The following is a 23,298-nucleotide window of genomic DNA, read 5'->3' on the forward strand; positions in this document are numbered from 1 at the left end:
TGCAGACATGAGCGATCACGTGGTGCTGCATGTGAAGGGGCGGGTGCTCGTCGGACCGGAGGACGTCCGGGACGAGCTGTGGGTGGTCGACGGCCGGATCACGTACGACCGCCCCGCCGGGGCGGACGACGTCCGCACCGTACGCGGCTGGGCGCTGCCCGGTCTCGTCGACGCGCACTGCCACGTGGGCCTCGACCAGCACGGCCCGGTCGACGCGGCCACCAGCGAGAAGCAGGCGCTCGCCGACCGGGACGCCGGCACGCTGCTGATCCGCGACGCCGGATCGCCCTCCGACACCCGCTGGATCGACGACCGCGACGATCTGCCGAAGATCATCCGGGCCGGCCGGCACATCGCCCGTACCCGCCGCTACATCCGCAACTACGCCCACGAGATCGAGCCCGACGAGCTGGTCGCCTACGTCGGGCAGGAGGCCCGGCGCGGCGACGGCTGGGTCAAGCTGGTCGGCGACTGGATCGACCGCGGGGCCGGCGATCTCACCGCCTGCTGGCCGCGCGCCGAGGTCGAGGCCGCGATCGCCGAGGCGCACCGGCTCGGGGCGCGGGTCACCGCGCACTGCTTCGCCGAGGACTCGCTGCGGGACCTGGTGGAGGCGGGCATCGACTGCATCGAGCACGCGACCGGGCTCACCGAGGACACGATCCCGCTGTTCGCGGAGCGCGGCGTCGCGATCGTCCCCACCCTGGTCAACATCGCGACCTTCCCGAAGCTCGCGGCGGGCGGCGACGAGCGCTTCCCGCGCTGGTCCGCGCACATGCGGCGGCTGCACGAGCGCCGGTACGACACCGTCCGCTCGGCGTACGACGCGGGCATCCCGGTCTTCGTCGGCACCGACGCGGGCGGCTCGCTGGCCCACGGCCTGGTCGCGGCGGAGGTCGCGGAGCTGGTCAAGGCCGGCATCCCGCCGGTCGAGGCCCTCGCGGCGACCACCTGGGCGGCCCGCGCCTGGCTGGGCCGCCCGGCCCTGGACGAGGGCGCCCCGGCCGACCTCGTCGTCTACGACGACGACCCCCGGGCCGACGTCCGCGCCCTGGCGGGTCCGCGCCGCGTGGTCGTCAACGGCCGCGTGATCGCCTGAGGTTCCGTTTCCGGTGCGGCATGCCGGGAACATGGCGGCGGGCCGGCTCGTTGATCTTGATGCCGACCACCCCGAACCGAGGAGCGCCTTGACCGACACCTCTTCCGCCGACACTTCTTCCGGCGCCGCCTCTTCCGCCACCGCTGCCGTCACGTCTCTTCCGGCGCTCGCCGCGCAGGCGGAGCAGCTGATCGAGCTCGGGGTGCACGAGCTCGCGGGGATACCCGCCGACGAGCTGCGCGCCTTCGCGGAAGGCGCCGGCAGCGGACGTACGGACGCCCTGCTCGCCGTCCACCCGGACCGCGCCCCCGCCTCCGCCCTCGCGCCGCTGCTCCGCCGCGACGGCAAGCCCGGCTTCGTCGTCGTCGACATGCCCGACGTCGACGGCTTCGCGCCCGAGGGCGTCGAGCTGCCGGACGCCCCGCTCTACCTCGTGACCGGTGTCGACCGCGGTGACGACATGGCCAACTGGAGCCCGGAGGAGGCGCTGCCCGCCCTCACCGAGCGGGACCGCACGCCCCTCCTGCTCACCGAGGGCATCCACTGGGTGCTCCAGCAGCCGGAGGCCCTGGAGCGCAACCGCTGCTTCATGACCATCGGCTCGCGGCTGCGCAAGGCGAAGGGCGGCTTCGACGCCCGCACCCCGGCGATCTGGATCAGCAACGGCACGGGGCGGGACGGCCGCGAGCGGCGCAATGCCCCGAAGGTCGGCTGGTGCTGGTGGGGCAACCGCCACACCTGGCTGGGCTTCGGCTCTGCCACGGGGCGCACGTCGTAGGCCTTGTGGGGAAGGCCTGCTAGGGCCTGTCCGGCGGATCATGGCCGGGCTCGCGACGCCTGGCACGGCACCTCGCCGCGTTGCCGAAACGCCCCAATAGCTCCTTCCTCAAGCTCTCGGCTCCGTTCGAGCAGGGGAGACCCCATCCGAGGCGCTCCGGCGCCTTGCGATGCACCGCACCAGACGCCGCGACCTATCCGGCCCTGATCCGCCGGACAGGCCCTAGTCGGACGGCGTCTTGTCCTCGCGCTCCTTGTGGGCGATCTTTCCGACGGCTCCCTTGGCCTTGCCGGTGCCGGAGTGGATCTTGGTGCTGTACTTGCCCTTGGTCGTCGAGTCGACCATCCTCGCGGCCTTGTCCAGGCTCTGGTCGATCTTCTCCTCGTGCCGCTCGGCCAGCTGGGACACCTTGTCCTTCGCCGGGCCGAGCTTGGCCTTCAGCGAATCCATCAGGCCCATCGGGTCACCGCCCTTGGTCGAAAACGCCCATATCAACCTGAATCAACAGCGTACTCGTGCGCACGGACATTGCGCCGCCGGAGGTTTGGGAGACTGGGGAGGTGAGAAGTGCAGCTCCCGCGCCGCGGGTCATCGCCGTCGTCGGCCCCACAGCGGCCGGTAAGTCCGATCTGGGCGTGTACCTCGCCCAGCAGCTGGGCGGCGAGGTCGTCAACGCCGACTCGATGCAGCTCTACCGCGGGATGGACATCGGCACCGCCAAACTGACGGAGGAGGAGCGTGACGGCGTCCCGCACCACCTCCTCGACATCTGGGACGTCACCGAGGCCGCCAGCGTCGCCGAGTACCAGCGGCTCGCCCGCGCCGAGATCGACCGGTTGCTCGCCGCCGGCCGCACCCCGATCCTCGTCGGCGGCTCCGGCCTGTACGTACGCGGCGCCATCGACGCCCTGGAGTTCCCCGGCACCGACCCGGCCGTCCGCGCCCGCCTGGAGGCCGAGCTGGCCGAGCGCGGCTCCGGCGTGCTGCACGACCGGCTCGCCGCCGCCGACCCCGAGGCGGCCCGCGCGATCCTGCCCAGCAACGGCCGCCGGATCGTCCGCGCCCTGGAGGTCATCGAGATCACCGGCAAGCCCTTCACCGCCAACCTGCCGGGCCCGGACTCCGTCTATGACACCGTGCAGATCGGCGTGGACGTCGGCCGCCCCGAGCTCGACGAACGGATCGCCCTGCGGGTGGACCGCATGTGGGAGGCCGGACTCGTCGACGAGGTGCGCGCCCTGGAGGCCGTCGGCCTGCGCGAAGGGCGGACCGCCGCCCGCGCCCTCGGCTACCAGCAGGTGCTCGCGGCGCTCGCGGGGGAGTGCACCGAGGACGAGGCGCGCGCCGAGACCGTGCGCGCCACCAAGCGCTTCGCGCGCCGTCAGGACTCCTGGTTCCGCCGCGACACGCGGGTGCACTGGCTCAGCGGCGCGGCCGAGGACCGCGGGGAACTCCCGCACCATGCGCTGACGTTGGTCGAACGAGCGGTTACAGCCTGATCACGTGATGGCATCGGGACGCTCTGCCCGTCATTTCGGCGGTCGAGGGCGTGCCATCATCGAGCATCGATCGACCAAGTGGAGTCCGAGTGGGGAGGGCGCGTGGCGATGGAGGCCGGCCCTCGCGACAGAGAACAGCACGATGCACGGGACGCCCGGGAGGGCGCCCTGGGCGCGATCCGCGGCGGCGCCCGTGACGCGGACGCCGCGGCTCTGACGCCGGACGGCCCCGACGACGCCGAGGGCTCCTCCGTCGAGGTCGCCCCGGACGAGGTTGAGGTCGAACTCCGCCCGCAGCGGCGGCTGCGGATCTGGCAGCTCGCCCCCATCGTCGGACTGGCCGCGCTCGGCTCCCTGATGTTCGCCTTCCCGCTGGCCTTCGGCTCGGGCGAGGGCGGACCGGTCGTCGCCATGCTCGGCCTGCTGATCTGCTCCTGCGCCGCCGGCTGGGGCATGATGGCCGCCCGCAAGGTCGGCCACACCTGGCCCGGACTGCCCGCCCGCGGCTCCGGCGAGCGCCCCGACTGGCGGGTCCTCGCCCTGTACGTGGGCGTCAGCGCCGTCCTCGTCGCCCTGGCGGTATGGCGGGTCGCCCGCCTCCGCTGAGGACCGGCCCGGCCGCGTCCCACCCCGCGGTCGCCCGGGCCCGCCGTCGTACCCCACCCGTACGATGGATCACGTGACGAACACCCAGGCCGCTCCGCTCGCCTTCCTCAAGGGCCACGGCACCGAGAACGACTTCGTGATCGTGCCGGACGCCGACAACGCCGTCGACCTGTCCCCGGCGGACGTCGCCCGGCTCTGCGACCGCCGGGCCGGCATCGGCGGCGACGGGGTGCTGCACGTGGTGCGCAGCGCCGCCCACCCCGAGGCGAAGGCCATGGCCGACGAGGCCGAGTGGTTCATGGACTACCGCAACGCGGACGGCTCGGTCGCCGAGATGTGCGGCAACGGGGTCCGGGTCTTCGCCCGCTACCTGGAGCACGCCGGCCATGTCGCCGCCGGCGAGGTCGCCGTCGCCACCCGGGGCGGCGTCAAGCACGTCCACCTCGACAAGGACGGCTCCGTCACCGTCGCCATGGGCCGCGCCGTACTGCCCGAGGAGAGCGTCACCGTCACCGTCGACGGCCGCAGCTGGCCCGCCCGCAACGTGAACATGGGCAACCCACACGCCGTCGCGTTCGTCGAATCACTCGACCACGCCGGAGACCTGCGCGCCGAGCCGCCGTACCAGCCCGCCTCGGTCTACCCGGACGGCGTGAACATCGAGTTCGTCGCCGACCGCGGCCCCCGCCACGTCGCCATGCGGGTGCACGAGCGCGGCGCGTCCGAGACCCGCTCCTGCGGCACCGGCGCCTGCGCCGTGGCCGTCGCCACCGCCCGCCGTGACGGGCTCGACCCCGCCGAGAGCGGGACGCCCGTCACGTACACCGTCGACGTGCTCGGCGGGACGCTGATCATCACCGAGCACCCGGACGGACGGGTCGACATGACCGGTCCGGCCGTCATCGTCGCCGAGGGCGTCGTCGACCCGTCCTGGCTCACCTCCTGAGCCTCCCGGCGCGATCCATATCGCGTGTGAGACACCGAATCGCACGCGAAACAAACGGCACTCGCCCGATCCATCGCTCGAATGGGTGATCCGTTTCACGCTGAGCGAGAGCGGGACTCCGCCACGTGGTGGGGTCGGTAGCATCAAGCACCGGCCCCACGGGCACGCCTTGCCCGCCATCCGCCGGTCGACGCCGCCGGAGGTGCCCCATGAGTGCAGAGGCCACCAACCCTGACGCCCCCAGCCGCCGCCGCGCCCGCCCGCGGATCGACCTCCGCAGGCTGGGCCGCGCCGCTCTGCTCGGACCTGCCGCGCGGGACCGGCTGCCCGACGCCATCGGGCACGTCGCCGAGGCGCACCGCGCCCACCACCCCGACGCTGACCTGGCGGTGCTCCGCCGGGCGTACGTCCTCGCCGAGTCCTCGCACCGCGGCCAGTTCCGCAAGAGCGGCGAGCCGTACATCACCCACCCGCTCGCGGTGACCCTGATCCTCGCCGAACTCGGCGCGGAGACCACGACATTGACCGCCGCGCTCCTCCACGACACTGTCGAGGACACCGAGGTGACGCTCGATCAGGTACGCGAGGAGTTCGGCGACGAGGTCTGCTATCTCGTCGACGGCGTCACCAAGCTGGAGAAGGTCGACTACGGCGCGGCCGCCGAGCCCGAGACCTTTCGCAAGATGCTCGTCGCCACCGGCAACGACGTCCGGGTGATGTCGATCAAGCTGGCCGACCGGCTGCACAACATGCGCACCCTCGGCGTGATGCGCCCCGAGAAACAGGCCCGGATCGCCAAGGTCACCCGCGACGTCCTCATCCCGCTCGCCGAACGGCTCGGCGTCCAGGCGCTCAAGACCGAGCTGGAGGACCTCGTCTTCGCGATCCTCCATCCCGAGGAGTACGAGACCACCCGCGCCCTGATCGCCGAGAACAGCCGCGCCTGCGACGCGCTCGCCACCATCGCCGACGACGTCTCCGCCGTGCTGCGCGAGGCCGACGTCCCCGCCGAAGTCCTGGTCCGGCCACGGCACTTCGTCTCCGTCCACCGGGCCAGGCTCAAGCGCGGAGAGATGCGCGGCACCGACTTCGGCCGGCTCCTCGTGCTGGTCAACGAGGACGCCGACTGCTACGCCGTCCTCGGTGAACTCCACACCTGCTTCACGCCGTTGATCTCGGAGTTCAAGGACTTCATCGCGGCCCCCAAGTTCAACCTGTACCAGTCGCTGCACACCGCCGTCGCCGGACCCGACGGCGCGGTCGCCGAAGTCCTCATCCGCACCCACCGGATGCACAAGGTCGCCGAGGCCGGCGTCGTCGCCCTCGGCAACCCCTACGCGACCGCGGACGGCGCCGAACCGGCCGCCGCCGGGCCCGCCGAGGACGGCGAGCGCGCCGACCCCACCCGCCCCGGCTGGCTCTCCCGGCTGCTCGACTGGCAGGAGTCCACGCCCGACCCCGACACCTTCTGGACCCAGCTGCGCGACCACCTCGCCGAGGACCGCGAGATCACCGTGTTCCGGCCCGACGGCGACACCCTCGGCCTGCCCGTCGGAGCCACCTGCATCGACGCCGCCTACGCCGAACACGGTGAGGCCGCCCACGCCTGCCTGGGCGCACGCGTCAACGGCCGCCTCGCGACCCTCGCCACGGTGCTCGGCGACGGCGACACCGTGCAGCTGCTGCTCGCCCAGGACACCGCCCAGGACACCGCCTCCGGCCCCTCGCCCGACTGGCTGGAGCACGCCCGCACGCCCGCCGCCCGGATCGCGATCACCGCCTGGCTGCAGGCCCACCCGGAGAGCGCCAAGGCCCCGGCCGCAGCCCCCCGGGCGGCCGCGTCCGTCACCGCCGACCGGGGCGGGGCGGCCAACGCCGTCGTGGACCTGCCGGGCGCCCAGGTACGGCTGGCCGGCTGCTGCACCCCCGTACCGCCCGACGCGATCACCGGCTTCCCGGTACGGGGCGGCGCGGTCACCGTCCACCGGGAGGAGTGTCCCGGCGTCGACCGGATGAGGGCCCTCGGCCGCGCGCCGCTCCCGGTCCGCTGGGGCGACACCGCCGACTGCCGGGTCACCCTGGTCGCCGAGTCCTTCGGCCGGCCCCGGCTGCTCGCCGACCTCACCGAGGCCATCGCCACCGCCGGCGCCGCCGTCGTCTCGGCCACCGTCGAGCCGCCCAGCGAGCAACGGGTCCGGCACACGTACACCCTCCAACTGCCCGACGCGGCCGGTCTGCCCGCCCTGATGCGCGCCATGCGGGAGGTGGCCGGGGTCTACGACGTCAGCCGGGTCCGCCACCCGGCCTCCGCGACCGTGCGCTGACCTCCTTCGGGTGGCGGCCGCGCGCGTCGCCCGCTGCGGTGCACGGCCTCCTGGTAGCGGTAGGCCATGCTGCTCACCCCCCGACCTCCCGCTCCCCGCCGGCGGCTGCTGCGGGCCGCCGTCCTGGTCGCCGCATCGACCGCCCTGGTCGCCGCCGCGCTGCCCGCGCCCGGCCCGCTCGGCATCGGCGACCCGCTCTTCCCGCACCTCGGCAACCCGGGCTACGACGTCCTCGCGTACGACATCGCCCTCACCTATCCGGGGAAGAACACCCAGCCCCTGGAGGCGGTCACCGGCATCGAGGCGATCGCCACCAAGAGCCTGGACCACCTCAACCTCGACTTCACCCACGGCTCTGTCCGCGCCGTCCGCGTCAACGGGGCCCCCGCCGCGTACCAGACGAGCGGCGAGGACCTGGTGATCACCCCCGACGAGCGGATCGAGCAAGGGGAGACGCTGGAGATCACGGTCACCCACACCAGCGACCCGTCGGGACCGGCCGACACCGGCGGCTGGGTGCGCACCGCCGACGGCCTCGCGATGGCCAACCAGGCCGACGCCGCCCACCGGGTCTTCCCGTCCAACGACCACCCGGCCGACAAGGCGTACTTCACCTTCCGCATCACCGCGCCCAGCACCCTGACCGCCGTCGCCAACGGCCTGCCCGGCGACCGCACCGAGAACGGCGCGACCACCACCTGGACGTACCGCACCGCCCACCCCATGGCCACCGAGCTCGCGCAGGTGTCCATCGGCCGCTCCACCGTGCTGCACCGGACCGGACCGCACGACCTGCCGGTGCGGGACGTCGTGCCCGCCGCCGACGCGGACCTCCTGGAGCCCTGGCTGCGCAAGACCCCCGAACAGCTGACCTGGATGGAGGGCAAGGTCGGCGCGTACCCCTTCGAGAACTACGGGCTGCTCGTCGCCGACGCCGAGACGGGCTTCGAGCTGGAGACCCAGACCCTCTCCCTCTTCGAGCGCCGGCTCTTCACCGACACGCGCTACCCCGCCTGGCTGGTCGAGGCGATCATGGTCCACGAGCTGGCCCACCAGTGGTTCGGCGACAGCGTCTCGCCGCGCGGCTGGTCGGACCTCTGGCTCAACGAGGGACACGCCAGCTGGTACGAGGCCCTGTACGCCGACGAGACCGCCGGGCAGTCCCTGGACCGGCGCATGAAGGCCGCGTACGCAGCGTCCGACCGCTGGCGCGCGGCCGGCGGCCCGCCCGCCGCGCCCGAGCCGCCCTCCCCGGGCCAGAAGATCAGCCTGTTCCGGCCCGTGGTGTACGACGGCAGCGCGCTGGTCCTGTACGCCCTGCGCCAGGAGATCGGCAAGGAGGCCTTCGAGCTCCTGGAGCGGCGCTGGGTCGCCGACCACAAGGACGCCACGGCCACCACCGCCGACTTCGTCCGGCTGGCCGGCGAGATCGCCGGCCGTGACCTGACCGCCTTCTTCAAGGACTGGCTGTACGGCGAGAAGACCCCGGCGATGCCGGGCCACGCGGACTGGCGCACCACGCCCGTCACCGCCGCGAAACCCGGATGACGGCTCCCGTCCGGCCGTGTCACCATCTTCAGGTCGGCGACGCGGCCGGGCCCGGGAATCTTTCGAGCTCGTCACCCGTTGTGATCGACGTAACCGACTTTCCAATCGACGTAAGGATCAAATGACCTCCTCTTCATCCCCTTCCCAGGACGAGCAGAGCTTCGCGGACACCAGCCGCACCGAGAGCCTTCGGGCCGATGCCCTGATGGAAGAGGACGTCGCCTGGAGCCACGAGATCGACGGAGAGCGGGACGGCGAGCAGTTCGACCGCTCCGAGCGTGCCGCGCTGCGGCGTGTGGCGGGCCTCTCCACCGAGCTCGAGGACGTCACCGAGGTCGAGTACCGACAGCTCCGACTGGAGCGCGTGGTACTCGTCGGCGTGTGGACCTCGGGGACGGTGCAGGACGCGGAGAACTCCCTCGCGGAGCTGGCGGCCCTCGCCGAGACGGCGGGCGCCCTGGTGCTCGACGGCGTGATCCAGCGCCGTGACAAGCCCGACCCGGCGACCTTCATCGGCTCGGGCAAGGCGCGCGAGCTGCGCGACATCGTGCTCGAGACCGGCGCGGACACGGTCGTCTGCGACGGCGAGCTCAGCCCCGGTCAGCTCATCGCCCTCGAAGACGTCGTCAAGGTCAAGGTGGTCGACCGGACCGCCCTGATCCTGGACATCTTCGCCCAGCACGCCAAGTCCCGAGAGGGCAAGGCGCAGGTCGCTCTCGCGCAGATGCAGTACATGCTGCCGCGACTGCGCGGCTGGGGTCAGTCGCTCTCCCGGCAGATGGGCGGCGGCGGCGGTGGCGGCATGGCCACCCGTGGTCCCGGTGAGACCAAGATCGAGACCGACCGGCGTCGGATCCGCGAGAAGATGGCGAAGATGCGCCGGGAGATCGCGGAGATGAAGACCGGCCGCGACATCAAGCGCCAGGAGCGCCGACGGAACAAGGTGCCGTCGGTGGCGATCGCCGGCTACACCAACGCCGGCAAGTCGTCCCTGCTCAACCGTCTGACCGGGGCCGGCGTGCTGGTGGAGAACGCGCTGTTCGCCACCCTCGACCCGACCGTCCGCCGGGCCGAGACGCCCGGTGGCCGGGTCTACACCCTGGCCGACACCGTCGGGTTCGTCCGGCACCTGCCGCACCACCTGGTCGAGGCGTTCCGCTCCACCATGGAGGAGGTCGGCGACTCCGACCTGATCCTGCACGTGGTGGACGGCTCGCACCCTGCCCCGGAGGAGCAGCTGGCCGCCGTGCGCGAGGTGTTCCGGGACGTCGGCGCGGTCAACGTGCCGGAGGTCGTGGTCGTCAACAAGGCGGACGCGGCCGACCCGCTGGTGCTGCAGCGGCTGCTGCGCATCGAGAAGCACGTGATCGCCGTCTCGGCCCGTACCGGCCAGGGCATCGACGAGCTGCTCGCGCTGATCGACCGCGAACTGCCGCGGCCGCAGGTCGAGATCGAGGCTCTCGTGCCGTACACGCACGGCGGACTCGTCTCGCGGGTGCACGCCGAGGGCGAGGTGCTCTCCGAGGAGCACACGTCCGAGGGCACGCTGCTCAAGGCGCAGGTGCACGAGGAACTGGCGGCGCTCCTGACGCCGTTCGTCCCGGCCGCGCACTGACGGCCCCGTACAACGGCGGAAGGCCCCGCCCCCTCCTTCTGAAGGAGGGGGCGGGGCCTTCCGTGCTGTAGCCGACGTGTCGTCGTGCGGATCAGCGGGCGAACTTCTTGCTGACCATCTCGTGCGCGTCCTTGGCACCGCGGCCGAGCTGCGGTCCGGCGAGCCAGCCGTTGCCGCCGGCCGGGCCGATCGAGGTGTTCGACACCAGCGCCGGCTTCCCGTTCGGCATCGTGCGGATCCAGCCGCCGCCGGAGGAACCGCCGGTCATGGTGCAGCCGATGCGGTACATCGTGGGCGTGGCCGGAGCCGTGGTCAGCCGGGTGGGCCGGTCGATGCACTTGTGCATGATCAGGCCGTTGTACGGCGGGGCGGCCGGGTAGCCCCAGGCGCCCATGTAGCCCGCCGCGGCGTGCGTCGGCGCGGAGAAGTCGACCGGCAGCGCCACGCCGACGGTCTCCTCCAGGGACTTCCTGCCCCGCTCCGGCTTCACGTGCAGCACGGCGTAGTCGTACGGCCAGGCGGCGTTGGTGCCGCCGCGCTGGATCCAGTCGCCCGAGGTCACGGCCCAGTCGGCCCAGTACTGGCCGTACGGCGCGACCTCGTGCGGCTGCGCGTTGTTCAGCGCGGCCGCGGACTTGCCGAGGTCGTTGTAGGCCGGGACGAAGGTGATGTTGCGGTACCAGCCGCCCTTCTGACCGGCGTGGACGCAGTGGCCCGCCGTCCAGACCATGTTGGACTTGCCGGGCCGGCGCGGGTCCTTCACGATCGTGCCGGAGCAGACCATGTGACCCTGGGGCGAGTCGAAGAAGATCTTGCCGACCGGCGCCGCGTTCTTGTGGTACGGCGTCTTCTCCCGCTGCGCCCTGACGGGACGCGGGGTCGGGTCGGTGCCGCCGGCGCCGCCCGCGGTGGCCGCGATGGTCGGGTCGGGGCTCTTCGCCGACTTCATGCGCTCGGTGTCCCAGAGCCCCTCGATCACCGGGTTGACGAAGTCCTGGGCCTCGCGGAGCCAGGTCTCCTTGTCCCAGTTCTTCCAGGCGCCGCCCTTCCACTTGTCCGGGTCGACGCCGTGCTTCTTGAGCTTGTCGGCCAGGTCCTTGGGGAGCGCGGCTCCGCCGCCCTCTCCGGCGGCGGCCGGGCTGGACGCGTCGACGGGCTTGGCGTCGGGCGTGGGCTCGGTCGGGCCGCAGGCGGTGGCCGTCAGCGCCAGCGCCAGGGCGAGGCCGCCGAGAACGGCCGGCAACGGTCGTGCGGAACGCATGAGATGAATCCCCCTGAGAGACGTGCAACCGCGTCCATAAATGCCATGGACGCGTCATGAGCGGTGCACAGTATGCCGGGCGGAGGCGGGCGAAACCCCATCGGGCCCCTGCCGCGCCCGCCTCCTTCACCGATCTTTCACCGTGCAACGGGCCTACCTGGCCCGCGTACTGGGCAACGGACCCACTCGGCCCGCCTGCAGGGCAACGCCCGCTGATTGTCGTGCTGCGGAACAGGCCAACTGCTTCGCGTGCTGCGGAACAGGCCTACTGCTTCGCGTACTTCTGGCTCACCGCGTCGTACACGGCCTGCGCCTCCTTGCCCAGCCGCGGACCGGCCAGCCAGCCCGCCGTCACCGGGCCGATGGAGGTGTTGGACACCAGCGCCGGCTTGCCGTCCTGGCCCGTGGCCACCCAACCGCCGCCGGACGCGCCACCGGTCATCGTGCAGCCGATCCGGTACATCGTCGGCTGCGCCGCCTTGATGGTGAGCCGGCCCGGCTTGTCCTTGCACTGGAACATCTTCTCGCCGTCGTACGGCGGCGCCGCCGGGTAGCCGGTCGCCGTCATCGAGGCGATCTTCGGCACCGCGGGAGCGTTGAACTCCACCGGCAGCGCCGAACCGACCGTCTCCTCGAGCGACTTGCCGCCGCTGCCCTTCTCCGGCGTCACGTGGATGACGGCGAAGTCGTACGGCGCGCCCTGCCCGCCCCTCGACCCGCCCTGCGAGATCCACTGCTCGGAGGTCTTGGCCCAGTCCCCCCACCACACGCCGTACGGCGCGATCTGCTCGCGGGTGGCCTGCTTCAGCTCGGCCGTGGGCTTCGCGCCGTCGTTGTACGACGGGACGAAGACGATGTTGCGGTACCAGCCGCCCTTCTTGCCCGCGTGGACGCAATGCCCCGCCGTCCAGACCATGTTGGACTTGCCGGGGTGCGCCGGGTCCTGGATCACCGTCGCCGAGCAGACCATCGAGCCCTCGGGGCCGTCGAAGAAGACCTTCCCGGCCTCCGCCGCCTTGTCGTGGTACTGCGCCTTCACGCTCTTCGCCCGCACCGGCAGCGGGGTCGGGTCGGTGACGCCCTCGTCGCCGGAGATGTCCTCCTCCTTGACCGGCTTGTCGGGCCGCTCGGCGTCGCGCATGCGGTCCGGGTCCCAGAGGTCCTCGATGATCGGGTTGACGTAGTCCTTGGCCTCACGCAGCCACTTCTCGCGGTCCCAGTTCTTCCACTCGCCGCCCCGCCACTTGTCCATGTCGATCCCGTGCTCCTTGAGCCGGTCCTTCAGGTCCTGCGGGATCTCGATCTTGTCGGTGCCGGGCTGGGACGCCGGAGCGCTGGGCTTGTTCTGCGCGTTCTCCTCGGTCGGACCGCAGGCAGTGGCCGTCAGCGTCAGCGCCGCGACGGCGGAGGCTGCTGCCAGCAGCGGACGAATCGGTCGCATGAAGTGATCCCCCTGGGACTACGTCGACAAATGCAAGGCCCCACTATGCCCGCGCCGGTGGGGACGGTTCTCGCCCGGCCCGCGGTTCCGGCCGCCCCAAGGATCTTGCGTCCGGCCCGTGGCCCAGGGCTTCCCGCGTCGTTGGTACGTACGGGGGACACAGCTATGTGCAACGCAACTGTTACAGCGGGAGGACACGACACCGTGGCCGTGACCGAACCAGCTCCGGCGGTACGTCCGCACCCACGCGGGGGGAGCGGGACCACGACGGGGGAGGGGCGCGAGGGATACGAAGGGATCCTGCGGCGGCAGTCGTTGCGGGAGTCCGCCGCCCGCACCTACGCGCGCTCCCTGCCCATCGTCCCCGTCCGCGCCCGGGGCCTCACCATCGAGGGCGCCGACGGCCGGCGCTACCTCGACTGCCTGTCCGGCGCGGGCACGTTGGCCCTGGGCCACAACCACCCCGTGGTCCTCGAAGCCATCAAGAAGGTCATCGACTCCGGAGCCCCGCTGCACGTCCTCGACCTCGCCACCCCGGTCAAGGACGCCTTCACCACCGAGCTGTTCGCCACCCTGCCGGCCCCGCTCGCCGACGACGCCCGCATCCAGTTCTGCGGCCCGGCCGGCACGGACGCCGTCGAGGCCGCCCTCAAACTGGTCCGCACCGCCACCGGCCGCAGCGGCCTGCTCGCCTTCACCGGCGCCTACCACGGCATGACGGCCGGCGCCCTCGACGCCTCCGGAGGCGCCCCCGACGTACGCGTCACCCGGCTGCCCTACCCGCAGAACTACCGTTGCCCGTACGGCGTCGGCGGCGAGCGCGGGGCCGAACTCGGCGCCCGCTGGACCGAGAACCTCCTCGACGACCCCAAGAGCGGCGCCGGCGCCCCGGCCGCGATGATCCTCGAACCCGTCCAGGGCGAGGGCGGCGTGATCCCCGCCCCCGACGCCTGGATGCGCCGGATGCGGCAGATCACCCGGGAGCGCGGCATCCCGCTGATCGCCGACGAGGTGCAGACCGGAGTCGGCCGCACCGGCGCGTTCTGGGCCGTCGAGCACAGCGGCGTCGTCCCCGACGTGATGGTCCTGTCCAAGGCCATCGGCGGCTCCCTGCCGCTCGCCGTCGTCGTCTACAGGTCGGGGCTCGACGCCTGGCAGCCCGGCGCCCACGCCGGCACCTTCCGGGGCAACCAGCTCGCCATGGCGGCCGGCGCGGCCACCCTCGCGTACGTACGGGAGAACCGGCTCGCCGACCGCGCGGCCACCCTCGGCGCCCGCATGCTCGCCCGGCTCCAGGGCCTCGCCGCGACGCACCCCTGCATCGGCGACGTACGCGGCCGCGGCCTGATGATCGGCGTCGAGCTCGTCGACCCGGACACCGACGACCCCGCCGCCACCGTGCCGCCGCCCGCCCCCGCGCTGGCCGCCGCCGTCCAGCGCGCCTGCCTCGACCGCGGGCTCATCGTCGAACTCGGCGGCCGGCACAACGCCGTGGTCCGCCTCCTCCCCCCGCTCACCCTCACCGACGAACAGGCCGGGGCCGTCCTCGACCGGTTCGCCGACGCCCTGGCCGCCGCCGAGCGCGCCCAGCGGCGCCGGACCGACGCCGGACCCTCCCACTGAACCCGGACCCACCCGGACCGAACCCGGACCATCCCAAGGAAGCCCCCGTGAACGCCAGCCCCGCCCCCGAAGCGCCCGACGCCCCAGCCGGTCCCCCCACCGGATCCCGCGGCCCGCTCGCCGTCGACCAGGTCACCGTCCCGCGCCAGCAGTCCGGCCCGTACGACCCCCGGCCCGCGACCCCCGCGCCCCAGTCGGCGCCCGCGCTCGGCGACGACCCGCTCGACCACCCGGACCCCGAACGGGCCGCGGACGCGGCGGCCGTCGAGAACCTGCTCCGCTGCTGGGCACGGGAGAAGGACCTGCCCGCCCCCGACGGCGACACCCTGCGCGTCCCGCTCGACGCCAGCGGCGCCGCCCTGCTCGTCCCCGTCCGCTACTGGTCGCCCACCGGCTGGCACCGCTTCGGCACGCCCGTCCTGGAGCACGCCCCGCGCAGCGCCCCGCCCGTCGACGCCGTCACCGTCGCCGCGCTCATCAGCCGGGAGAGCGGCCGCTCCGAAGGCGCCGAACTCGTCGGCCGCGTCGCCGACTCGGCCCGCCGCACCGCCGAGTTCATCGCCGAGCGGCGGCGCGACCCCGGGCCGCCGCCGGCCGCGGACGCCTTCCTGGCCGCCGAGCAGTCCCTGCTCCTCGGCCACCCCATGCACCCCACCCCGAAGAGCCGCGAAGGACTCTCCGAGGCCGAGACCCGGCTCTACTCGCCCGAACTCCACGGCTCCTTCCCGCTCCACTGGATGGCCGTCGACCGGTCCGTACTCGCCGCCGCGTCCGCCTGGACCGAGCAGGGCCGGCCCGTCTCCGCCGCGCAACTGGCCACCGGCTTCGCCGAGGGCCTCCAGATCCCCGACGGAACCGTTCCGCTGCCCCTGCACCCCTGGCAGGCCCGCGAACTCGTGCACCGCCCCGTCGTCGCCGAACTCCTCGACGCCGGGCTGCTCCACGACCTCGGCCCGTACGGCCGCCCCTGGCACCCCACCTCCTCCGTGCGCACCGTCCACCGCCCCGACGCCCGGGCGATGCTCAAGCTCTCGCTGGGCGTCCGGATCACCAACTCCCGCCGCGAGAACCTCCGCAAGGAGCTCCACCGCGGCGTCGAGGTCCACCGGCTGCTGCGCACCGGCCTCGCCGAGCAGTGGCAGGCTGCCAACCCCGGCTTCGACATCGTCCGCGACCCCGCCTGGCTCGCCGTCGACACCCGGGACGGCGAACCGGTCCCCGGACTCGACGTGATGATCCGGCACAACCCCTTCGGCCCCGACGACGACGCCGTCTGCATCGCCGCCCTCACCGCCCCGCGCCCCTGGCCCGGCAGCACCCGGATGCGCTCCCGCCTCGCCGACCTGGTCATCCGCCTCGCCGCCCGCACCGGCCGGCCGACCGGCGCCGTCGCCGCCGAGTGGTTCCTGCGCTACCTCGACCACGTCGTCCGCCCCGTGCTCTGGCTCGACGGCGCCGCGGGCGTGGCCCTGGAGGCCCACCAGCAGAACACCCTCGTCCTGCTCGACCCCGAGGGCTGGCCGATCGGCGGCCGCTACCGCGACAACCAGGGCTACTACTTCCGCGAATCGCACCGCGACGAGCTGGAGAAGCGGCTGCCCGGCATCGGCGTCGTCAGCGACACCTTCGTCTCCGACCAGGTCACCGACGAACGCTTCGCGTACTACCTCGGCATCAACAACGTCCTCGGCCTCATCGGCGCGTTCGGCGCCCAGCGGCTCGCCGACGAGCGCGTCCTGCTCGCCGCCTTCCGCCAGTTCCTCGGCTCCGTCACCGCGCTCGGCTCGCCGCTCCCGCACCGCCTCCTCGAGGCCGCCACCCTGCGCTGCAAGGCCAACCTGCTGACCCGGCTGCACGGTCTCGACGAACTCGTCGGGCCCGTCGACACCCAGTCCGTCTACGTCACCGTCGCCAACCCGCTCCGCTCCTGACCGACGTCCAGCCCCCGTCCACCCGCCGAGAGGAGAGCGCCCCCGTGCCTCCCGCCGATGCGCGCACCGACACCGGAGCCCCGTCCCGCCCGCCGTCCCCCGCGGGCGCGGACGACACCACGCTGGAGCTGCGGCTGCCCGACGACTTCCGCGCGCTGCTCGCGGCGGCCGAGACCGGCCCGCCCGAGGCCGACGACCTGCTCGACTCCGTCGCCACCTGGGGCCCCGCCGACACGCCCGCAGGCTCCTTCCGGCTCACGCCCGTACGGATCGAGCACGACCTGAAGACCGTCGCCGGCTGGATGAACGATCCGGCCGTCGCGGCCTTCTGGGAGCTCGCGGGCCCCGAGACCGTCACCGCCGAGCACCTGCGCGCCCAACTCGACGGCGACGGCCGCAGCGTGCCCTGCCTCGGCGTCCTCGACGGCACGCCCATGAGCTACTTCGAGATCTACCGCGCCGACCTCGACCCGCTGGCCCGCCACTACCCGGCACGCCCCCACGACACCGGAGTCCATCTCCTCATCGGCGGCGGCGCCGACCGGGGCCGCGGCCTCGGCACCGCCCTGCTGCGGGCCGTCGCCGGGCTCGTCCTCGACCACCGGCCGCGCTGCACCCGCGTGGTGGCCGAACCCGACCTCCACAACACGCCGTCCGTCTCCGCGTTCCTGAGCGCCGGGTTCCGCTACTCCGCGGAACTCGACCTCCCCGACAAACGCGCCGCGCTCATGGTCCGCGACCGCGCACTGCGGCACGTGCTGTGAACACCCCTCCGCCTTTACACCGCGCCACCCCAGCGGTTCCCACACCGAGGAGTCCCCGTGTCGATGTCCCCTGCCACCCACGACTCCGCACCACTGCTCGCGCCGCCCGAGCTGAACCCGGCCGCCTGGACGCGCGTCGGCGCCCGTCTGCTCGCCAAGACGATCGGCGAGTTCGCGTACGAGGAGATCGTCGAGCCTCAACCACGTGACGCGGTGTCCGCCTCGGGCAGCGCGACCTACGCCCTCCCCCTCGACGACGGATCGGAACTCACCTTCGCCGCCCGCCGCGGCGCGTACGGCCACTGGCGCGTCGACCCCGAGACGATCACCCGCGACGGCAGCCGCCTCACCGACCCGCTCGACTTCCTCGTCCGCGCCCGCGAAGGCCTCGGACTCGACGGGGCCACCCTCGGCCACCTCATCCGCGAGCTCACCACCACCCTCGCCGCCGACGCCCGGCTCGACCACACCGCCCTGAGCGCCGCCCGGCTCGCCGACCTCGGCTACGCGGAACTCGAAGGCCACCAGACCGGCCACCCCTGGATCGTCGTCAACAAGGGCCGCATCGGCTTCTCCGCCGGCGACGCCGCCCGATGGACCCCCGAGGCCCGGCAGGCCACCCGGCTGCCGTGGATCGCGGTCGCCTCCTCGCTCGCCGCGTACCGCGGCACCGCCGCCCTGGCCACGCCCGACCGGCTCTACGAGCGCGAGCTGGACCCGGCCGTCCGGGACCGCTTCGACGCGGTGCTGCGCGGCCGGGGCCTGGACCCGCGGACGTACCTCCTGCTGCCCGTCCATCCCTGGCAATGGGACGAGATCCTGCTCCCGCTCTTCGCGCCCGCCGTCGCGGACGGCACGATCGTCCCGCTCCCCGCCGACGACGACCTGCGCGTCCCGCAGCAGTCCGTCCGCACCTTCCTCAACACCAGCCGGCCCGAGCGGCACACGGTGAAACTGCCGCTGTCCGTGCTCAACACGCTGGTCTGGCGCGGCCTGCCGACCGAGCGCACGCTCGCCGCCCCCGCCGTCACCGCCTGGGTGCACGGCCTGCGCGACGCCGACCCCTTCCTGCGCGACGAATGCGGCGTGATCCTGCTCGGCGAGGTCGCCTCCGTGACCGTCGAGCACCCCCTCTACGACCGGCTGCCCGAGGTCCCGTACCAGTACAAGGAGCTGCTCGGCGCGATCTGGCGCGAGCCGCTCCGGCTCCCGCCGGGCGAGCGCGCCCGCACCCTCGCGTCCCTCCTCCACACCGACCCGGACGGCCGGGCCTTCGTGGCGGAGCTGGTCGCCCGCTCCGGGCTGACCCCCCGGGCCTGGCTCCAGCGCCTCTTCGCCGCGCTGCTCCCGCCGCTGCTGCGATTCCTCTACCGGTACGGCACCGTCTTCTCCCCGCACGGCGAGAACGCCATCGTGGTCCACGACGACCAGGACGTGCCCGTACGCCTGGCGATCAAGGACTTCGTGGACGACGTGAACATCAGCGCCCGGCCGCTGCCCGAACACGACTCCATGCCGGACGACGTGCGGGCCGTGCTGCTCACCGAGGAGCCCGCGTTCCTCACCCAGTTCATCCACTCCGGGCTCTTCGTCGGCGTCTTCCGGTACCTCGCCCCGCTCTGCGAGGAGCAACTGGACGTCCCCGAGGGTGAATTCTGGGAGCTGGTACGCGCCGAGATCCTGCGCCACCACGCACGCTTCCCCGAGCTGAAGGAACGGTTCGAGCTCTTCGACCTGCTCACCCCGCGGATCGAGCGGCTCTGCCTGAACCGCAACCGTCTGCACCTGGACGGATACCGGGACCGCCCCGAGCGGCCGCACGCGGCGGTCCACGGCACCGTCGCCAATCCGCTGGCCTGATCGGTTCGCCCGGGTGTTCGTGTGATCGGAGTGTCAGTGGTGCCCCGTAGGCTGGTCGGGCTATGACGAAGCCATCCCTCCCCGATCTCCTCCATGCCGCCGTCGCCGCCGTCGGCGGTGTGGAGCGGCCCGGCCAGGTCACCATGGCCGAGGCGGTCGCCGAAGCCATCGACGGCGACTCCCACCTCCTCGTCCAGGCCGGCACCGGCACCGGAAAGTCCCTCGGCTACCTGGTGCCCGCGCTCGCGCACGGGGAGCGCGTGGTCGTCGCCACGGCGACACTGGCGCTCCAGCGGCAGCTGGTCGAGCGCGATCTGCCGCGTACGGTCGACGCGCTGCACCCGCAGCTGCGCCGGCGTCCGGAGTTCGCGATGCTCAAGGGCCGGTCGAACTACATGTGCCTGCACCGCCTCCACGAGGGCGTGCCGCAGGACGAGGAGGACGGCCTCTTCGACCCGTTCGAGGCCGCCGCGCCCACCAGCAAGCTGGGCCAGGACCTGCTGCGGCTGCGGGACTGGGCGGACGAGACGGAGACCGGCGACCGGGACGACCTGACGCCGGGCGTGTCGGACCGGGCCTGGGGGCAGGTGTCGGTCTCCTCCCGCGAGTGCCTGGGCGCGAGCAAGTGCGCGTACGGAGCGGAGTGCTTCGCCGAGGCCGCCCGCGAGCGCGCCAAGCTGGCCGAGGTCGTGGTGACCAACCACGCGCTGCTCGCCATCGACGCCATCGAGGGCGCCCCGGTCCTGCCGCAGCACGAGGTGCTGATCGTCGACGAGGCGCACGAGCTGGTCTCCCGGGTCACCGGCGTCGCCACCGGCGAGCTCACGCCCGGCCAGGTCAACCGGGCCGTGCGCCGGGCCTCGAAGCTGGTGGACGAGAAGATCGCGGACCAGCTGCAGACCGCCGCGGAGGGCTTCGAGCGGCTGATGGAGCTGGCCCTGCCGGGCCGCCTGGAGGAGATCCCGGAGGACCTGGGCTACGCGCTGATGGCGCTGCGCGACGCGTCCCGCAACGTGATCAGCGCCCTCGGCTCGACCCGCGACAAGTCCGTCCAGGACGAGGACGCCGTGCGCAAGCAGGCCCTCGCCTCGGTGGAGTCGGTCCACGGGGTCGCCGAGCGGATCACCCAGGGCTCCGAGTACGACGTCGTCTGGTACGAGCGGCACGACCGCTTCGGGGCCTCGCTGCGGGTCGCCCCGCTCTCCGTCTCCGGGCTGCTGCGGGAGAAGCTCTTCGCCGAGCGGTCGGTGGTCCTGACCTCGGCCACCCTCAAGCTGGGCGGCGACTTCAACGGGGTGGGCGCCTCGCTCGGGCTCGCCCCTGAGGGGACGGAGGGCGAGGACATCCCGGTGTGGAAGGGGATCGACGTCGGCTCGCCGTTCGACTACCCGAAGCAGGGGATCATGTACGTCGCCAAGCACTTGGCCAAGCCGGCCAGGGACGGCGACCGCAAGGACATGCTGGACGAGTTGACCGAGCTGATCCAGGCGGCGGGCGGGCGGACCCTCGGGCTGTTCTCCTCGATGCGGGGCGCGCAGCTCGCTGCGGAGGAGCTGCGCAGCCGGATCCCCGAGTACCCGGTGCTGCTCCAGGGCGAGGACACGCTCGGCGAGCTCATCAAGGCGTTCTCCGCCGACCCGCAGACCTGTCTGTTCGGCACGCTGTCGCTCTGGCAGGGCGTGGACGTCCCCGGGGCCAGCTGCCAGCTGGTCGTCATGGACAAGATCCCCTTCCCGCGCCCGGACGACCCGCTGATGAGCGCCCGGCAGAAGGCCGTGGAGGAGGCTGGCGGGAACGGCTTCATGGCCGTCGCGGCGACCCACGCGGCGCTGCTGATGGCGCAGGGCGCCGGCCGGCTCGTACGGGCCACGGGCGACCGCGGCGTCGTCGCCGTACTGGACCCCAGGCTGGCCACGGCGCGGTACGGCAGCTATCTGAAGTCCTCGATGCCGGACTTCTGGTACACCACGGACCGCAACCAGGTCCGTAAGTCGCTGGCGGCGATCGACGCGGCGTCGAAGGCGGCGGACGCCTGAGGGCCCCTGCCGTGCCCGCCGGGGCCCTGTCGTGCGCCTGCGGGCGCACAGCAGGGCCCCGGGACCGGCGCAGTGGGTCCCGGGGCCCGGTCAGAGCCGGCGGAGTGAGGTCACACCCGCCGCAGCACCGCCACCACCTTGCCGAGGATGGTCGCCTCGTCGCCGGGGATCGGCTGGTACGCCGCGTTGTGCGGGAGCAGCCAGACATGGCCGTCCTCGCGCTTGAAGCGCTTGACCGTGGCCTCGCCGTCCAGCATGGCGGCGACGATGTCGCCGTTCTCCGCGACCGGCTGGCGGCGTACGGTGACCCAGTCGCCGTCGCAGATCGCGGCCTCGATCATCGAGTCGCCGACCACCTTGAGCACGAACAGCTCGCCGTCGCCGACCAGCTGGCGGGGGAGGGGGAAGACGTCCTCGACCGACTCCTCGGCGAGGATGGGGCCGCCGGCGGCGATCCGGCCGACCAGGGGGACGTACGACGCGGCGGGCTTGCCCGTGGTGTCGGTCGGCTGGGTGCTCGGCTGGTCGGAGCCCCGTACCTCGTAGGCGCGCGGCCGATGCGGGTCGCGGCGCAGGAAGCCCTTGCGCTCCAGAGCCATCAGCTGGTGGGCGACGGAGGACGTGCTGGACAGCCCCACCGCCTGGCCGATCTCACGCATCGACGGCGGGTAGCCCCGCCGCTGGACCGAGTCCCGGATGACCTCGATGACCCTGCGCTGCCGGTCCGTGAGGCCCGAGCTGTCCGCCCGGATGCCGGGAGGTCGGCCGGGCAGCGAGCGCGCGGGACGCGCGGGCTCGAGCCCTTCCGGGTTCGTGGCTGCGTCGTTCATGGCATGCACCGGCTCGAGTCGGCTCTGGGAGCGGTCCTGGGCAGTGATGGTGGCACTGTCTGCGGTGGTGGTCACGTCGTCGGCCCCTCCTATCGAATGGTCTCCCTAGCTGGACAACGGTAGTAGCTTTCGAAAGGTTGCGCCAAACACACGTTCGAGTGAAAAATCGCAGATTCGCTTACGCGTGTGCGTGACTGGGTGTATATGCGAGCCCGTTCCCGGTGGTAATTCGGTCCGTCACGGTACCCGCCACCGCCTGCCCGGGAGGGGGTGGGGTGCGCTCCCAGTGTGGCGCCCGAGGCCTCCGAATCCGCGTAACCCGGTGTCCAGGAGTCGCGTCGCGGCGGAGCCCCGTGTCGGGTCCGCCGGGGCCTTCCCGTACGCTCTTCGCCGATCCCCGGTGTTCCTGGACGCGCGCTGACGCGCGCTGAACGCGCGACACGCGCGATGCGCCGAAAATGCGGCCCGACACCAGATCTAGTGGTTGGATGGCTACAGCCACCCAGAAGTTGTGGTCCCCGGTCCGCCGGGGGCAAGCGCATCACCTATGCTGGTGGCTGCTTCGAAGGGCCTTGACCGGGCCGGTCGAGGCTATTCAGTCGTGCCGTGAGGGAGGGTCGGAATCGTGCATTGCCCCTTCTGCAGGCACCCTGACAGTCGTGTCGTCGACAGTCGCACCACCGACGACGGGACGTCGATCCGACGCCGGCGTCAGTGCCCCGACTGCTCCCGCCGTTTCACCACGGTGGAGACCGCGTCACTCATGGTGATCAAGCGGTCGGGCGTCACCGAACCCTTCAGCCGTACCAAGGTCATCTCCGGCGTCCGCAAGGCGTGCCAGGGGCGACCCGTCACCGAGGACGCCCTCGCCCAGCTCGGCCAGCGGGTCGAGGAGGCGGTGCGCGCCACCGGCAGCGCCGAGCTGACCACCCACGACGTGGGCCTGGCCATTCTCGGCCCCCTGCAGGAACTCGACCTCGTCGCGTACCTGCGCTTCGCATCGGTGTACAAGGCCTTCGAAAGCCTGGAGGACTTCGAGGCCGCCATCGCGGAACTTCGCGAGCGGCCTCCCGCTGAGGAATGCGGGACCGGAGCGACCCCCGGGGTCCCCGTTCCCGCTGTCGCCGCCGACTGACC

General features: G+C 72.8%; 18 protein-coding genes. 14 read left to right on the plus strand and 4 right to left on the minus strand.

The window, feature by feature from the left end; all coding sequences use genetic code 11:
* Positions 1–7 precede the first annotated feature (7 nt).
* Positions 8–1,099: an amidohydrolase family protein gene (locus tag VIU94_RS08070; RefSeq protein ID WP_331909075.1), complete on the plus strand. Its 1,092-nt coding sequence runs from the start codon at positions 8–10 to the stop codon at positions 1,097–1,099.
* An 88-nt stretch (positions 1,100–1,187) separates the two neighbouring features.
* Positions 1,188–1,877, plus strand: coding sequence for a DUF5701 family protein (locus VIU94_RS08075; RefSeq protein ID WP_331909077.1), 690 nt, complete (start codon positions 1,188–1,190; stop codon positions 1,875–1,877).
* A 222-nt stretch (positions 1,878–2,099) separates the two neighbouring features.
* Here the strand turns inward: VIU94_RS08075 and VIU94_RS08080 are convergent, their stop codons facing one another.
* Positions 2,100–2,327 (minus strand): antitoxin, encoded by a 228-nt coding sequence (locus VIU94_RS08080; RefSeq protein WP_331909079.1) that lies wholly within the window; start codon positions 2,325–2,327, stop codon positions 2,100–2,102.
* A gap of 110 nt (positions 2,328–2,437) precedes the next feature.
* Here VIU94_RS08080 and miaA point away from each other — a divergent pair, with 110 nt between their 5' ends.
* The 6 genes from miaA to hflX all read left to right on the plus strand — a co-directional run bounded on the left by miaA (position 2,438) and on the right by hflX (position 10,415).
* A complete protein-coding gene (gene miaA / locus VIU94_RS08085) occupies positions 2,438–3,376 on the plus strand; it encodes a tRNA (adenosine(37)-N6)-dimethylallyltransferase MiaA (RefSeq protein WP_331909081.1) in 939 nt (312 codons plus the stop codon).
* 102 nt (positions 3,377–3,478) lie between these two features.
* The gene (locus tag VIU94_RS08090) at positions 3,479–3,982 is read left to right on the plus strand and encodes a hypothetical protein (protein ID WP_414720904.1); all 504 of its coding nucleotides are present in this window, start codon (positions 3,479–3,481) and stop codon (positions 3,980–3,982) included.
* 64 nt (positions 3,983–4,046) lie between these two features.
* Positions 4,047–4,928 carry a diaminopimelate epimerase gene (gene dapF, locus VIU94_RS08095; RefSeq protein ID WP_331909083.1) on the plus strand — a complete coding sequence of 294 codons (882 nt, stop codon included), beginning with the start codon at positions 4,047–4,049 and terminating at the stop codon, positions 4,926–4,928.
* A 209-nt stretch (positions 4,929–5,137) separates the two neighbouring features.
* Positions 5,138–7,252, plus strand: a complete 2,115-nt coding sequence (locus VIU94_RS08100) for a RelA/SpoT family protein (RefSeq protein WP_331909085.1) — start codon at positions 5,138–5,140, stop codon at positions 7,250–7,252.
* Between the two features lie 66 nt (positions 7,253–7,318).
* On the plus strand, positions 7,319–8,800 hold the full coding sequence (locus tag VIU94_RS08105) for a M1 family metallopeptidase (protein ID WP_331909087.1): 1,482 nt from the start codon (positions 7,319–7,321) through the stop codon (positions 8,798–8,800).
* 121 nt (positions 8,801–8,921) lie between these two features.
* Positions 8,922–10,415, plus strand: coding sequence for a GTPase HflX (hflX, locus tag VIU94_RS08110; protein ID WP_331909089.1), 1,494 nt, complete (start codon positions 8,922–8,924; stop codon positions 10,413–10,415).
* 91 nt (positions 10,416–10,506) lie between these two features.
* Here hflX and VIU94_RS08115 read toward each other — a convergent pair whose 3' ends face one another.
* Both VIU94_RS08115 and VIU94_RS08120 read right to left on the minus strand, forming a co-directional pair.
* Positions 10,507–11,676, minus strand: a complete 1,170-nt coding sequence (locus VIU94_RS08115; RefSeq protein ID WP_331909091.1) for a trypsin-like serine peptidase — start codon at positions 11,674–11,676, stop codon at positions 10,507–10,509.
* Between the two features lie 265 nt (positions 11,677–11,941).
* Complete coding sequence (locus VIU94_RS08120) at positions 11,942–13,117, minus strand: trypsin-like serine peptidase (protein WP_331909093.1); 1,176 nt, start codon at positions 13,115–13,117, stop codon at positions 11,942–11,944.
* 204 nt (positions 13,118–13,321) lie between these two features.
* Between VIU94_RS08120 and VIU94_RS08125 the strand changes: the two genes are divergently transcribed.
* From VIU94_RS08125 to VIU94_RS08145, 5 genes are all read left to right on the plus strand, one after another.
* On the plus strand, positions 13,322–14,740 hold the full coding sequence (locus VIU94_RS08125; RefSeq protein ID WP_331909095.1) for a diaminobutyrate--2-oxoglutarate transaminase family protein: 1,419 nt from the start codon (positions 13,322–13,324) through the stop codon (positions 14,738–14,740).
* A gap of 47 nt (positions 14,741–14,787) precedes the next feature.
* Positions 14,788–16,671: an IucA/IucC family protein gene (locus tag VIU94_RS08130; RefSeq protein ID WP_331909097.1), complete on the plus strand. Its 1,884-nt coding sequence runs from the start codon at positions 14,788–14,790 to the stop codon at positions 16,669–16,671.
* A gap of 44 nt (positions 16,672–16,715) precedes the next feature.
* Positions 16,716–17,435, plus strand: coding sequence for a GNAT family N-acetyltransferase (locus VIU94_RS08135; RefSeq protein WP_331909099.1), 720 nt, complete (start codon positions 16,716–16,718; stop codon positions 17,433–17,435).
* Between the two features lie 63 nt (positions 17,436–17,498).
* Complete coding sequence (locus VIU94_RS08140; RefSeq protein WP_331909125.1) at positions 17,499–19,295, plus strand: IucA/IucC family protein; 1,797 nt, start codon at positions 17,499–17,501, stop codon at positions 19,293–19,295.
* 62 nt (positions 19,296–19,357) lie between these two features.
* A complete protein-coding gene (locus tag VIU94_RS08145) occupies positions 19,358–21,331 on the plus strand; it encodes an ATP-dependent DNA helicase (RefSeq protein ID WP_331909101.1) in 1,974 nt (657 codons plus the stop codon).
* A 110-nt stretch (positions 21,332–21,441) separates the two neighbouring features.
* Here VIU94_RS08145 and lexA read toward each other — a convergent pair whose 3' ends face one another.
* The gene (gene lexA / locus VIU94_RS08150; protein WP_331909103.1) at positions 21,442–22,236 is read right to left on the minus strand and encodes a transcriptional repressor LexA; all 795 of its coding nucleotides are present in this window, start codon (positions 22,234–22,236) and stop codon (positions 21,442–21,444) included.
* A gap of 550 nt (positions 22,237–22,786) precedes the next feature.
* Between lexA and nrdR the strand changes: the two genes are divergently transcribed.
* Complete coding sequence (nrdR, locus tag VIU94_RS08155; protein ID WP_331909105.1) at positions 22,787–23,296, plus strand: transcriptional regulator NrdR; 510 nt, start codon at positions 22,787–22,789, stop codon at positions 23,294–23,296.
* Positions 23,297–23,298: the final 2 nt, after the last annotated feature.

The organism is Streptomyces sp. (assembly GCF_036566765.1).
Taxonomy (GTDB): Bacteria; Actinomycetota; Actinomycetes; order Streptomycetales; family Streptomycetaceae; genus Streptomyces.